Source organism: Brachybacterium sp. sponge (genome assembly GCF_001613775.1).
Classification (GTDB): Bacteria; Actinomycetota; Actinomycetes; order Actinomycetales; family Dermabacteraceae; genus Brachybacterium; species Brachybacterium conglomeratum.
In genome coordinates this window covers 184,449-198,326 of record NZ_LRMP01000001.1, presented here as the reverse complement: position 1 = coordinate 198,326, position 13,878 = coordinate 184,449, and the positions used below count along the sequence as shown (strand labels likewise).

General features: G+C 72.7%; 10 protein-coding genes. 8 read left to right on the top strand and 2 right to left on the bottom strand.

What is annotated here, in order from left to right:
* Positions 1-241 precede the first annotated feature (241 nt).
* From A4A78_RS00905 to A4A78_RS00870, 8 genes are all read left to right on the top strand, one after another.
* Positions 242-2,212, top strand: a complete 1,971-nt coding sequence (locus A4A78_RS00905) for a nucleoside-diphosphate sugar epimerase/dehydratase (RefSeq protein ID WP_062946563.1) — start codon at positions 242-244, stop codon at positions 2,210-2,212.
* Positions 2,213-2,215: 3 nt separating this feature from the next.
* A complete protein-coding gene (locus tag A4A78_RS00900; protein ID WP_062946562.1) occupies positions 2,216-3,379 on the top strand; it encodes a DegT/DnrJ/EryC1/StrS aminotransferase family protein in 1,164 nt (387 codons plus the stop codon).
* Entirely contained in the window at positions 3,376-4,521 is a 1,146-nt protein-coding gene (locus A4A78_RS17880) for a sugar transferase (RefSeq protein ID WP_197466603.1), read from the top strand. The genes A4A78_RS00900 and A4A78_RS17880 overlap by 4 nt, the downstream gene beginning before the upstream one ends.
* Positions 4,518-5,747, top strand: coding sequence for a GNAT family N-acetyltransferase (locus tag A4A78_RS00890; protein WP_062946561.1), 1,230 nt, complete (start codon positions 4,518-4,520; stop codon positions 5,745-5,747). Before A4A78_RS17880 ends, A4A78_RS00890 begins: the two co-directional genes overlap by 4 nt.
* Positions 5,744-6,955: a peptidoglycan bridge formation glycyltransferase FemA/FemB family protein gene (locus A4A78_RS00885; protein WP_062946560.1), complete on the top strand. Its 1,212-nt coding sequence runs from the start codon at positions 5,744-5,746 to the stop codon at positions 6,953-6,955. The genes A4A78_RS00890 and A4A78_RS00885 overlap by 4 nt, the downstream gene beginning before the upstream one ends.
* Positions 6,952-8,217: a peptidoglycan bridge formation glycyltransferase FemA/FemB family protein gene (locus A4A78_RS00880; RefSeq protein ID WP_197466602.1), complete on the top strand. Its 1,266-nt coding sequence runs from the start codon at positions 6,952-6,954 to the stop codon at positions 8,215-8,217. The genes A4A78_RS00885 and A4A78_RS00880 overlap by 4 nt, the downstream gene beginning before the upstream one ends.
* 226 nt (positions 8,218-8,443) lie before the next feature.
* On the top strand, positions 8,444-9,562 hold the full coding sequence (locus A4A78_RS00875; protein WP_010550847.1) for a glycosyltransferase: 1,119 nt from the start codon (positions 8,444-8,446) through the stop codon (positions 9,560-9,562).
* Positions 9,563-9,617: 55 nt separating this feature from the next.
* Positions 9,618-10,910, top strand: a complete 1,293-nt coding sequence (locus A4A78_RS00870; protein ID WP_062946558.1) for an EpsG family protein — start codon at positions 9,618-9,620, stop codon at positions 10,908-10,910.
* A 523-nt stretch (positions 10,911-11,433) separates the two neighbouring features.
* On the opposite strand, the gene A4A78_RS00865 is transcribed toward A4A78_RS00870, so the two are convergent.
* Positions 11,434-12,009, bottom strand: a complete 576-nt coding sequence (locus A4A78_RS00865; protein ID WP_082835111.1) for a hypothetical protein — start codon at positions 12,007-12,009, stop codon at positions 11,434-11,436.
* Complete coding sequence (locus A4A78_RS00860; RefSeq protein WP_062946556.1) at positions 12,006-13,760, bottom strand: polysaccharide biosynthesis tyrosine autokinase; 1,755 nt, start codon at positions 13,758-13,760, stop codon at positions 12,006-12,008. Before A4A78_RS00860 ends, A4A78_RS00865 begins: the two co-directional genes overlap by 4 nt.
* Positions 13,761-13,878 lie beyond the last annotated feature (118 nt).

Genomic DNA, 13,878 nt, shown 5'->3' with positions numbered 1-13,878 from the left:
CGCCCGCCGGGACCGCTGCGGCGTCCCGGTCGGCGAGCCGTCCCCGAAGGCCTCGGGCGCAGCGTCGCGCCCGGGGCCTTCGTCATGCCCTGCTCGGCGGGCTCGACCGGGCTCCGTCGCGGATGCGGCTTCACAACCTCTCAAAAGTGACGTAAGGTGCGAATCGTCTCAAGGCGGGCAAAACGGACATTCGCGACTCTGTCGCGGGGTCGCGGTCCGCAACGCCGATCGAGGGGGACCCGTGTCCATCATCTCTCTGCACTCCGTCCTGCGTGCTTCGTCGACCCGCCGACGTGGCGCGGTCGGCGAGGGCGAGCTCTCCGCCGACGCGGCGCAGAACTCGCTCTACGGCCGCGACCTCCTCCCCGCTCCGGCGCTGTTCATCGGCGTCGACGCGGTGATGTGGTTCGTCGGCCTGTGGGCCGCCTCCGCGCTGCGGCTGGAGACCCTCTCCCTCTCCTTCGGCCTCTCCCTCGACGGGACCGGCACGCCGGTGCTCGGGCTGCTCGTGCTCACCGCGATCGCCGTGACCGTCTACACCCTCCTCGCCCGCGCCGTGCGCCTGCACCAGGGCCGCCACCTCGTGGCCAGCTTCGACGAGATGGCACCGCTGGCCGGGGTCGTGCTCGCCACCGCGTTCGTGATCACCGCCGCCAACGCGCTGTGGCCCGCACAGCTCCTGCCGAGGACCGCGACGGTCATCGCCGCGCCGCTGGTGATCCTCGCCGTCGCGGCCGCGCGCTACCTGGTGCGCCTGCTCGGGCTGCGCGCCCTGCGCACCCGGCGCGAGACCGAGCCCTCCCGTGCGCTGATCGTCGGCGCCGGCGACGTCGGCCGCGCCCTGGCCGACTCGATGATGCGCGACCCCTCCTCCACCTGGGAGCCCGTCGGCTTCCTCGACGACGACCCGCGCAAGCGCCACCTGCGCCACGGCGGCGTGAGCGTCGCAGGCACCACCGACCAGCTCCGCCCCGCCCTCGAGCGCACCGGCGCGGACGTCCTGGTCATCGCGACCACCCACATCTCCGCCGACACGATCGGCACCCTCACCGCCGCTGCCAAGGAGCTCGAGCTGCCGGTGAAGATCGTCCCGCCGCTCGGCGAGATGATCGACGGGGTCCACCACACCGACCTGCGCGAGATCCAGCCCGCCGACCTCCTCGGCCGCCGCCCCGTCACCACCGACCTCTCCACCATCTCCGAGATGCTGCACGGGAAGACCGTGCTGGTCACCGGCGCCGGCGGGTCCATCGGCTCCGAGCTGTGCCGTCAGATCGCCGACTTCGAGCCGGCCGAGCTGGTGATGCTCGACCGCGACGAGTCGGCCCTGCACGCCCTGCTGCTGAGCATGAGCGGCACCGCCGACCTCGGCAACGACAACATGGAGCTCGCCGACATCCGCGACGCCGAGCGCCTCGACGCCGTGTTCGGCCGCCACAAGCCCGACGTGGTCTTCCACGCCGCCGCGCTCAAGCACGTCAACATGCTCGAGAAGTCGCCCGACGAGGCCTTCAAGACCAACGTGCTGGGCACCCACAACGTGCTCGAGGCCGCACACCGCCACGGCGTGGAGCACTTCGTGAACATCTCCACCGACAAGGCCGCGGACCCCCACAACGTGCTCGGCTACTCGAAGCGCATCGCCGAGGGGCTCACCGCCCACAAGGGCCGCACCGCCGGCCACGGCACCTGGCTCAGCGTCCGCTTCGGCAACGTGCTCGCCACCCGCGGCTCCGTGATCCACACCTTCATCGCCCAGATCGAGCGGGGCGGCCCCGTCACCGTCACCGACCCCGAGGTCACCCGCTACTTCATGACCGTCTCCGAGGCCGTGCAGCTGGTGCTCCAGGCCGCAGTGGTGGGGGAGAGCGGCAAGGCGCTCGTGCTCGACATGGGAGAGCCCGTCCCGATCGTGCAGCTCGCCCAGCAGCTGATCGACGCCTCCCGCAAGGACGTCGAGATCGCCTTCACGGGCCTGCGCCCCGGCGAGAAGCTCCACGAGGACCTCTTCGCCCCCGGCGAGGACTCCGTGGTCACCTCGCACTCGCTGATCCGCGGGGTGCCGGTCGTCCCGGTCTCCTCCGACGAGCTGCCCGAGCTCCGCTCGCTGCACAGCGACGCGCAGGTCCTCGACGTCCTGACCACCGTGTGCGAGGCGATGGAGGCCACCCGGCCCGCCGCCGCCCGCGCCCCGATCGCAGTGGGGTTCTGAACCATGGCACGCATCCTCATGTCCGGTCCCGACGTCACCGTGCTCGAGCGCGCGGCCGTCGCCGACGCCTTCGACTCCGGCTGGATCGCACCGCTCGGCCCCGCCGTCGACGCCTTCGAGACCTCGATGGCGCAGCGGATCGGCCGACGCCACGCCGTCGCCCTCGCCTCCGGCACCAGCGCCCTCCACCTGGGACTGCTGGCCTGGGGCGTCGGCCCCGGCGACGTGGTCCCCACCTCGACGATGACCTTCGCCGCGACCGCCAACGCGATCAGCTACACGGGTGCGACACCGTACTTCGTCGACTCCGACCCGGCGACCGGGCAGATGGACCCGGGCCTGCTCGCCCGCGTCCTCGAGGAGCTGGCCGAGGAGGGCGTCTCCGTCCCCGCCGTCGTGCCCGTGGACCTCCTGGGCCGCAGCGCGGACCACACCCGCATCGTCGAGATCGCCCACCGCGCCGGCGCGAAGGTGCTGGTCGACTCCGCCGAATCGCTCGGCGCCCACCATGCCGGGCTGCCCGCCGGCAAGCACGGCGACGCCGCGATCTTCTCCTTCAACGGCAACAAGATCATGACCACCTCCGGCGGCGGCATGTACCTCACCGACGACGAGGACGCCGCCTGCCGCGTGCGCCACCTCGCCACCCAGGCGCGGGAGCCCGCGATCCACTACGAGCACCGCGACATCGGCTACAACTACCGCCTCTCGAACCTGCTGGCCGCGATGGGCAACGCCCAGCTGCGCCGACTCGACGAGATGATCGCCCGCCGCCGCGCCCGCCGCGAGGCCTACGCCCGGATCGTCGCCGACGTGCCCGGCGTGGAGGTCTTCCAGCGCGACGGCGACGAGCAGGACAACTGCTGGCTCACCGCGCTCGTCGTCGACCCGGAGCTCGCCGGCTTCGACGCCGCCTCCCTCAGCGCCGCCCTCACCGCGGCCGGGATCGAGAGCCGCCCGCTGTGGAAGCCGATGCACCTCCAGCCCGTCTTCGCGGGGATCCCCGCCGCGGTCAACGGTGCCTCCGAGCGGCTGTTCCGCACGGGCCTGACCCTGCCCAGCGGCTCCGCGCTCACCGAGGCGGAGTGCGAGACCATCGACGCGACGCTCCGCGCCGCCCTCGGCCGACGCGCGGTGGCCACGCCGCTGACGGAGGCCGCGACATGACGCTTCCCGGCGCACCGGGGCGAGGGCGTCGGGCCCGCGCGATCGTGGGCCCGATCCAGCACCTCGACCCGATCCGTCTCTCCCCGGGCCAGCAGAGCTATCTGCGCCGGCGCCGACGGGCCGATGCGGTCCTCGCCGGGATCGGGCTCGCGGTGACCGCCCTGCCCATGCTGGCGATCTCCGCCGGCGTGATGGCGTCGATGGGCAGGCCGGTCCTGTTCACCCAGGAGCGCGTCACCCAGGACGGGCGCATCTTCCGGCTGCGGAAGTTCCGCTCGATGCGCGCCGTCGCCCCCGACGGCTCCGACGACGACGCCGCCCGCCTCGTCCCCTTCGGGAGGCTGCTGCGGGAGACCAGCCTGGACGAGCTGCCGAGCCTGTGGAACGTGCTGCGCGGCGACATGAGCCTGGTCGGTCCGCGTCCGCTGACCACCGACTACATCGGCCGCTTCAGCGCCGAGCAGTTCGCCCGGCACACCGTCCCCGCGGGCCTCACCGGGTACTCGCAGGTGCACGGCCGCAACTCCCTGGCCTGGGACGACCGGCTCACCATGGACCAGGAGTACGTGCGTCGCCTCGGTCTCGACCTCGACCTGCGGATCCTGATCGACACCGTCACCGCGGTGCTGCGCCGCGACGGCGTGACCGACGAGGGCGGGGTGTCCATGTCGGACTTCCCCGGCCCCCAGTCCACCACCGACCTCGAGCTGCACGGCCCCGAGGACGACGGCACCTGGGTCTGCCGCGACCGCGAGGAGCGCATCGTCCTCGAGGGCACCGCCGCGCTCCTGGAGCCGGGGCTCGTCGAGCTGACGATCCGACTCGGCCCGGGCGCGGGCGGGGCCGCGGACACCCTCCTCGACGAGGCGCTGCTGCTGCTGGCCAGCCGGCTGCGCGTCGTCCACGAGGCCGAATGGGCCTGCCTCGCCCCCGGCGAGGAGCCTGGCCCCGAGCTCGCCGCCTCCCTCGCCCGCAGCGGCTACGCCGCCCCCGGCGCCGCCGTCCGCCACCCCACCGCCGATCTGCCGCCCACGACCGTCCCCGGCGGCACGCCCGCCCTGATCGCCTTCCTCGGCCTGCCCGAGGAGGGATTCGCACGCCCCCTTCAGCTGGTGAGAGATTCTGAGGAGAGGACTTCATGAGCATCCTGTCGATCAGCCCGGCCGGTGCGCACCGCGCCCACGGCGCCGATGCCGCATCCCGGGAGCAGGGGGCCCTCCCGACCCCGCAGGACGTCTGCTTCGCCGTGCTCGACGGCGCCGATCCCGAGGAGCGGCGCCGCTGGACCGAGGCCTGGCAGCGCGCCGGCCAGCGGGACGTGTTCACCCATCCCGACTTCGTCGAGGCCGAGGCGCGGGACGGCGAGCAGCCGATGTGCGCCGTGATGGCCTTCCCGGACGGCACCGAGATTTACTACGCCTTCATCGTCCGCCCCATCACCCACGACGCGGCCGGGACCGTGCTGGACGAGGAGCTGCGCGACCTCTACACCCCGCTCGTCTACGGCGGGCCGCTCTCCGCCGACGCCACCCCGGCGCAGGTCGACGAGTTCTGGGCCGCGCTGCGCGAATGGGCGCACGAGCAGGGGATCGTCAGCGAGATCATCCGCTTCACCCCCGTCGAGCGCCACCGCCTGCCCTATTCCGGCACGCTGCGCGAGCAGGCCCCGCACGTCGTCGTGGATCTCGACGGGTTCAGCGAGGAGGACGTCATCGCGGCGCTCCACAAGAGCGTCCGACGCCGCTACCGCAAGGCGCTCGAGGGCGGGCTGACCCTGCGCGTGGTGCGGGACGAGTCCGGCATCGAGGACTTCCTGCCGATCCACGCCGAGACCATGCAACGCCGTGAGGCCCAGCAGAGGTTCCACGTCGGCGAGGACTTCCTGCGCACGATCCATCGCGCCGTCCCCGGCCAGGTCGCGTACGTGTTCGCCGACGAGGACGGCGTCCCGCTGTCGGCCGAGATGCTGATCCTGCGCGACGACTCCAGCGTCGCCTACATCGCCGGGACTCTCACCGAGGCGCTCCGCGGGAACGCGACCACCCTCGCCGCCGTCGGCGCGCTGCTCGTGGCGCGCGAGGCTGGCAGTCGCGAGCACGTCCTGACCGGCGGGATCACCAACACGGCCGACGACAGCCTCCTGCAGTTCAAGCGCGGCTTCACCCGCGACGGCGACCGCGCCTACTTCACCGGCGAGCAGGTCTTCCTGCCCGAGGCCTACGAACGTCTCAGCGCCCCGGCCCAGGAGCGCCGCGCCGAGAGCACCTTCTTCCCCTTCTACCGTTCCGCCCCGCCCCGGACCGACGGACCTGCGGGCCCCGGGCCGAGCGGGGAATCACCTGGAGATCGAGAGGACGATCGACGATGAGCAGCGCAGTGCAGGCCGACACCGGACGGCGCGAGGACACGCATACGGGCTATGACGTCCGCACCGAGTACACCGTCAGGAGGATCGACGAGCGCACCTTCTCCGCGCACCTGCATCGTTCCTCCGCCGGCTGCTTCCAGCAGACCCCGCACTGGGTCCGCGCGCGGGGGACCGACTGGGACTCGGAGCTGCTGGGCGTCTTCGACCGCGAGGGGGAGCTCGTCGGGATCGCCGCCGTGCGCCTGCGGGGGCTGCCCGTGGGGCCGTGGAAGCTCGCCTACATCAACCAGGGCCCCGTCATGGACTGGGAGGACGGCGACGTCCCCGGGGTCCTCGGGGCGCTGAGCGCGCACCTGCGCGACGCCAAGGCGTTCGCCATCCGGATCGTGCCCCCGCTGACCGTCCACCGCTGGGACTCCGAGCCGATCCGGGCCGCGATCCAGGACGAGGCCTACCAGGCGCTGTCCCAGCTGCCGCCGGACGAGATCGACGAGACGGGCCGGCGCACCATGGTCACCCTCGACCAGCTCGGCTGGATCCGCCAGGACCAGGAGAAGGTCGAGGACGCCCAGTCGGTCTACAACGTCTGGGTGCCCCTCGACGGAGTGGAGGAGTCGGAGATCCGGGGCCTGGCCAGCGGTTCGTTCCGCCGCAACGTCCGCGGCGCCGAGCGCAAGGGCGTCGAGATCGTCGAGGCCACCCGGGCGGACCTGCCCGAGGTGAAGCGTCTCTACGACGAGACCTCCGCCAAGCACGGGTTCGCGACGTTCTCCCTCGAGTTCCTCGAGTCGATGTGGGACTCCTTCACGGACGGCTTCCCCGGGAAGTTCCACGTCCTGCTCGCCGTCCACGAGGGGGACGTCCTCTCCGTGATGGGCACCGTGCAGACGGGCCGACGGGCGCAGGCGGTGCTGATCGCCAACAGCGACGAGAAGCGCCAGCTCAAGGCCTCCAACCTGGCCTACGACGCCGCGCTGCACCGCACGCACGCCGACGGGGCCGTGCTCTACGACTTCGGCGGCGTGGGAGGCTCGCTCGACGCGGAGACCGCCGATGCCGGGCTGCTGCGTTACAAGGCCTCGGCCGGCGGCGTGACCTACGAGTACCTCGGCACCTGGGACCTGCCGCTGAACCCCGTGCTGTACCGGGCCTTCGCGACCCTGCTGCCCGTGTACGGACGGCTGCGCGCATGGAGGTCGGAGCGGTGACGCTGAGCGATGCACGGGACCGGACCAGGCGCCCGCGCGGCTCGGCCGGACGGAGGCGCGACCTCCCGGCGCATCCCCGCACCACGGTGCGCGGCATCGACGAGGACGCCTACTGGGAGTACCTGGGCTCGTCCGCCCATGCCGGCTACCAGCAGAGCCCGCAGTGGGGGAGGGCCCGCAGCGGGGACTGGGACCCGGAGCTCGTGGGCTGGTACGACCTCGACGACCGCCTGGTCGGGGTGGCGCTGCTGCGCAGCCGCTCCCTGCCCGTGGTCCATCGCCGCTTCGCGATGATGGCGCAGGGACCGGTGATCGACTGGGAGCACGGCGACCTGCCCGATCTCCTCGCCGCCCTCGAGGCGTACGCGAGAGGGCGCGGGATCTTCGCGCTCGTCGTCGTGCCCTCCCTGGCCCTGCGGGCCTGGGGGCCGACCGCGGTCAAGGCCGCCCTCGCCGACCCCGAGGTGACCAAGTGGTCCCAGGTGACCTCCGATCGCGAGGATCCCGTCGGGCACCGGGCCGTCCAGGCCCTCGCCGCCGCGGGATGGCACCGCCTGCCGCAGGACGGGATGCTCGACGCCAGCCAGCCGCTGTTCACCTTCTGGATCCCGCTGGGCGGGCGCACGGAGGAGGAGGTGCTGGCCGGGATGACCCGCGCCTGGCGGAAGAACATCCGCAAGGCCGAGCGGGAGGGCGTGGTGGTCATCGACGGGACGCGCGAGGACCTCCCCACGGTCCAGCGCCTCTATGCGGAGACCGCTGCACGGCAGGGGTTCTCGGCGCAGCCGCTGGAGTACTTCGAGTCGATGTGGGACGCGCTCGCCGGCGACCAGCCCGGCACCTTCCACCTCCACCTCGCCCTCCACGAGGGGGACGTCCTGGCCGCCAACGGCACCGCCCGCGCGGGAGGCCACGCCCAGGGCGTCTTCGCCGCGCGCGGCGACCTGCGGAGACAGCTCAAGGCGGCGAACGCGCTCTACGCCGAGATCATCCACGGCGCGATCGCGGAGGGCGCCGACCAGCTCGACATCGGCGGCGTCGCGGAGACGCTCGAGGCCGACGGCCCCGAGGCCGGGCTGCTCGTCTTCAAGGCGGACATGGGCGGAGAGGTGCGCGAGGGCATCGGCGGGTGGGAGCTGGTCCTCTCGCCGTTGCTCCATGCCGGCTTCACGCGGCTGCTCCCGCTCTACGGACGCATCCGGCACCTCGCCGACGCCGGGCTGCGACGCCGCGGCGCGCACACGACACCGGCCGCGGGATGAGCTGCCCCGGCCGCAGGGCGGGAGACCCCGCTCGTGCGGGCGCCTCCGGGGCCCCGTGGCACGGCACCCGATGTGCGGCCCAGGAGGTCTCACGACGCTTCCGCCCGTCGGCGCCATCGCCTAGAGTAGGATCCACCCCAATGGGACAAAACGGACATCGCGGCACGCGGTGCCGAGGCGGTCGCCCTGCGCCCCGCCGGCGTCCCTCGTGACAAGGAGGCCCGTCGTGACGGGAAGTGCAGATCTCGGAACCGCCCCGGCTCCCGAGCGGCGTGCGGACGCCGCAGCGCCCGTCGTCGGGCTGCTGACGTCCATCGGAGGGACGCTCGACGCCTTCTTCCTCGAGATCACCGAGCGGTGGCGCGAGCAGGGAGCCGTGGTCGAGAGCGCCGCCGGGTCCCTCGCCGAGACCTTCGCGGAGGCGACGGTCCTGCCCTCGATCACCCGAAGGCCCTCCCCGCGCAACTGGCGCGCCCGGGCGGAGCTGCGCGAGTGGGTGCGCGGCAGGGGCATCGACGTGGTCATCACCAACACCGCGACCGCCTCCATGCTCGTGCGCGCCGCCGGGGTGGGCGTGCCGGTCGTCTACTTCTGCCACGGCCTGCACTGGAACGGCGACCGCCTCGCCGACCTCCCCTTCCGCGCGATCGAGCGCGCGCTCGTGCACCGCACCGACGGGATCGTCTGCATCAACTCCGCCGACCAGGACTGGTTCGATCGGCACGCGACCCGCATCCCGCGCCTGCGCCTCCTGGGCGGCGTCGGCCTGGACACCGAGCGCTTCGTGCGCCGTGCCCCGATGCCCTGGCGCGAGGGGGAGGAGCCGCTGCGCCTGGTGTGGTGCGGGGAGTTCTCGGAGCGGAAGAACCCCGCCGCCGCCGTCCGGCTCGCGCACGTGCTCCGCGACCGCGGCGTGGACGTCGTCCTGGACATGCTCGGCGAGGGAGAGCTCTTCGACGACCCGAGCTCCCGCAGCGACGTCGAGGGGCTCGTGATCCGCCACGGCGTCGCCGACCCGGTCCCGCACTTCGAGCGCTCCCACGTGCTCGTGCAGACCTCCCGCTGGGAGGGCCTGCCGCGCGTGGGCCTCGAGGCGATCGCGATCGGCCTGCCCGTCGTCGGCTTCGACGTCAAGGGCGTGCGCGACCTGCCCGCCGTGCAGCTCGCCCCCGAGGACGACGTCGAGGCGCTCGCCGACCGCGTGCTCGGCGCCGCCCGCGGCGAGGGCCCCGCCCTGCCCGAGGCGTCCACCCTCTCCTACGTCCATGCCGCGGACACCCTGCTGGAGTTCGCGCGCTCGACGATCAGCGGCGAGTACCCGCACGGGACGAGGTACGCGCTGTGAGCCATCCGCCCGCCGCACGGGGAGCCGCGGGCCTCGGGAACGGGGGAGGGACCCGATGACGCCGTACTTCATCCTGCTCGTGGTCGTGACGGCGCTCGCCGCGCTCAGCTTCCGGGTGGCCCTGAAGAATCCGCGCGAGACGCCCGCGACCGAGGCGGCCGACGCCTCGGCCCGGACGGTCGGCATGAGGACCGCCGGCGCTAGGACGACGGGGACGAGGACGGCGGCGACGAGGACCCTCTCCGCGTCCCGCCACCGTCCCCGCTCCGGCGGCCTCGGCCTCGCGACGAGGACGGCGAGCTCGACCAGGTACCGCGCCCGGTCCGCCGGCGCGGTCGTCACCGAAGAGGAGACCGCCCGGGCCGCACGGCGATGGACGGTCTTCGACGTCGCGGCCGTCACGGTGCTCATCGCGTTCTCCGGGCTCCGCTACGACGTGGGCACGGACTATCCGACCTACGAGCTGGTCTTCAACAGCATGAACCCCGACGACTGGGCGGGCGACTTCGCCGAGTCCACGCAGGAGGTCGGGTACACGCTCCTGATGCTGGTGATCAAGACGTTCACGGAGGACCCGAAGGCGCTGTTCTGGGTCGCCGCGGTCCTGACCGTGCTGCCCGTCTACCTCGGGATCAAGCGGCTGTCCATGGACCCGGGCTTCGCCGTCGCGCTCTTCGTCGCCTTCGAGTACACCTCGTCCTTCAACGCGCTGCGCCAGTACATCGCTGTCGCGCTCCTCTTCCTCGCCTGGACCTATCTGGGCAGGAAGAACGTCGTGTTCTGGGTGCTCGCGATCATCGCCCTCAGCTTCCACATGACGGCGATCCTCGCGATCGTCGTGATGCTGGTGGTGCGCCGCTGGCGGCCCACCGTCCAGACCACGCTGTTCTTCCTCGGAGGCGCGCTGGTGGCCGCGGCGGGCGTGCGGGCCGCGCCCTTCCTCGTCTCCTTCCTCGAGGTGCTCAACCCGCGCTACGGGGACTACCTCGACTCGGGGCAGACGGGCATCGGCTCGTACCTGTCGATCTTCGCGTACCTTGCGCTGATGATCCTGGTGGTGTTCGTCGGCAGCCGGAAGGCGCCGCTGACCCGCCTGGAGTCGCAGCTCGCCGTGCTGGTCCTCGCCGGCGTGGCCCTGATGATCGTCGGGACCCAGGCGATCGTCCTCAGCCGGCTGTCGGGCTACTTCGGGATCTTCGCGATCCTGCTCGTGCCCAACCGCATCGCGAAGATGCAGGACCGCACGCTGATCACCCTGCTGGTCCTCCTGGCCGCCGTCGCCTACTACGCCCTGGGCGTCCAGAACTACGGCGAGGTCATCCCGTACCGCACCTATCTCGGGCAGTGACGCAGCGCCGCCCACGGGCGACGCCAGGGTGCTGCTGCCGGGGCGCTGCTGCCGACGGTGATGCGAGACCGTGCCTGGCGGCGACGGGATCATGACCCCGGGGTGGTGACAGGGTCCGGCCCGCAGCGGCGACGCGGCCCCGGCCCAGGCGCGGACGGGGCCCGGCCGACGGGCGCAGTCCCGTCCGGTCCACGGTCGGACCGCCGCCGAGCGGAGCGGAGAGCGGCGATGCGGAGCTCGGCGCCGTGGAGGTCCGCGGTGCCCATCGCGGATGCGGAGCGTCCTTCCCGACCTCACTGACGAACCGTCGTATGCGCTGACAGTCCGTCGCACGCGCCGGCAGCCCGTCGTACTCACCGACGGGCCCGCTTCGCCCGCAGGGCCCTCTCGCCGACCGTGCCTTCGTGCCTTCGTGCCTTCGTGCCTTCGTGCCTTCGTGCCGCCGGACCGACGAGGGGGCGTGCGCCTGAACGGCGCACGCCCCCTCGTCCCCTCGCCCACCGGGCGGAGAGCGACGCTGCTCTCAGCTCGGCAGGGGCTCCTCGAGGCTTCGACCGATCGCACGGGCCGAGGTGTCCACCGCAGCGGCGATCATGCCGAAGCTCTTCACGTATCCCGCCGGCGGGCCGCCGTAGGGATCGGCGATGTCCATCCCCGCCCGGGACGCGTTCGCGAGCCGTCGCAGAGGGGCGCTGGCGCGCACCAGATCGGCGAGCGAGTCGTGGACCTCGTCGTCGCCGAGCAGCTCGCTGATCCGCGCGAACTCGAGCAGGGTGAAGGTGCGACGCACGGCGCGCGGCGAGAGCGCGGTGACGGAAGCACGCTGCCTCGTGCTCATCGTGAGGATGAGATCGGCGGCCTCGATCGCCTCGAGGGTGAGCTGCGTGCCGCGGCCGCGCAGCTCCTCGCCGGTCGACTCCAGCACCGTGCTGATCGCCTCCGGGACCGGACGGCGCCCCACCACGGCGTGCGTCCCCGCGCTGCTGACGGCGATGCGCCGAGGAGCCAGGCGATGGCGCAGCAGTCCCTCTCCCACGGGGGAGCGGCAGATGTTCCCCGTGCAGACGACGAGGATCGAATCCATCGGATCAGTCGTCATGCGGACCTGGCCCCCTGTCGACCTGCACCGCCGGAGACAGTCAGGGTGGGGCCGCCGGCCGGGACGTCGGCCTCGTGGGCGCCCCCGGAGGAGCGTTCGGCACCGGCCTGTCGGGTGCCGTCGGGACGCGTGGCCTCGGGACGGCGCATCGCACGGCGCCGCGGCGCGGCGGGGCGGCCGCCGTGGACGGCGGTCGGGCGTGCGGCCCGGGCTGCCGGCACGGCCTCCGGACGGTCGCCGGTGGCCTCCTCGGCCCCCAGAGCCTCCTCGCTCCGGTGCTCGGACGACTCCGAGGGGCGGGCCTCCTCGGGCCACGCCTCCGCGGGACGGTCCTCGGTGGGCACCACGCTCACCGCGAGCTCGGAGGACTCCTCGTCGGGCAGGTAGGTGTAGACGTCGCGGACGTCCCGCGGCGCGTTGTTCACGACCACGCCCAGCACGCGGGCGTCGACCGAGTCCATCTTGGCGAGGGCCTCGCCGAGCTGCTGCTTCTTGACCCGGTCGCTCTGCGCGATGACGAGCGAGCCGTCGACGAAGCGGGAGAGCGCCACGGCATCGGTCACGGCGAGCAGGGGAGCGGTGTCGACCACCACGTAGTCGTACGCCTCGGACGCCGCCTCCAGCAGCGAGCGCATCGCCTCGCTGCCCAGCAGCTCGCTGGGGTTCGGGGGGATGGGGCCCGAGGTGAGGACGTCCAGTCCTGCCGTCTCCAGAGGCTGGGTGACGTCGTCGAGCTCGACATCGCCGATCAGCACGGTGGTGAGGCCGACGGTCCGCTCGAGGCCGAGCTCCGTGGCGAGGGAGGGGCGGCGCAGGTCGGCGTCCACCAGGAGCACGCGGTCCCCGGCCTGGGCGAGCACCTGGGCGAGGTTGATCGCGGTGCTCGACTTGCCCTCGCCGGAGAGCGAGGAGGTCACCAGGAGGGTGTTCATCCTGTCGGCGGTGAGCATGAAGTGGAGGTTGGTGCGCAGCTCGCGATAGGCCTCCGCCTGCACGCTGCTGGGCTTCTGCGCGGCGATCAGCGCGACGTTCTGCGAGGAGTGCACCGAAGGGATCGATCCGATCACCGGCAGGTCGTACAGGGCCTCGATGTCGGCGGGGCGACGCACCCGGTTGTCCAGGAAGTCCCGCACCACGGCCGCCGCCAGACCGGCGAGCAGCGCGAGCAGGACGCCGAGCGCGAGGTCGCGGGGGACGTTCGGCGACGCGGGGGAGCTCGGCGTCGCGGCGGAGGAGATCACGGTGAGCTCGACGGTCGAGGGGACGGCCTCGAAGCCGTCCTCGGTGGTCCCCGTCGCGGCCGCCTCCTGCGTCGGTGCCTCGAGGGTCGAGACCTGTGCGCGCAGGCTCTCCGAGGTGGCGTTCGCGATGGCCGAGGCGACCTGCGGGTCCACCGACGAGGCCGTGATGTCGATGATCAGCGTGTCCTCGGGGATCCGGGTGCTGATGCGATCGGCGAGCTGGTCGGCGGTGAGGTCCAGCCCGAGCTCCTCGATCACCGGGTCGAGCACGATCGGCGTCTTCGCGAGATCGGCGTAGGTGATGATCTGCTGGCTGGCGAAGTTCACGCCGCTGCTGCGCTCGGAGACCGAGCCGCCCGCCTCCGTCTGCACGAACACCCGGTTCGTGGCGGTGTAGGTCGGGGTGCGCGTGAGCGTCAGCGTGCTGACGACCGCCAGCACGATCACGGCCGCGATGGCGGCTGTGCTCCACCGCTCCTTCAGGATCGTCAGGTACTGCTGCAGCTCCACGGGAGTCCCCTCGTCCGAATCGTTGTGCTCGGGTGGCTCGGGGTGCGCACCGGCGCGGCCGTCTCGGCTCGCCAGTCGGTGGAGCCCCTCGCCCCGAGACCGAATCTACCCCAGATTG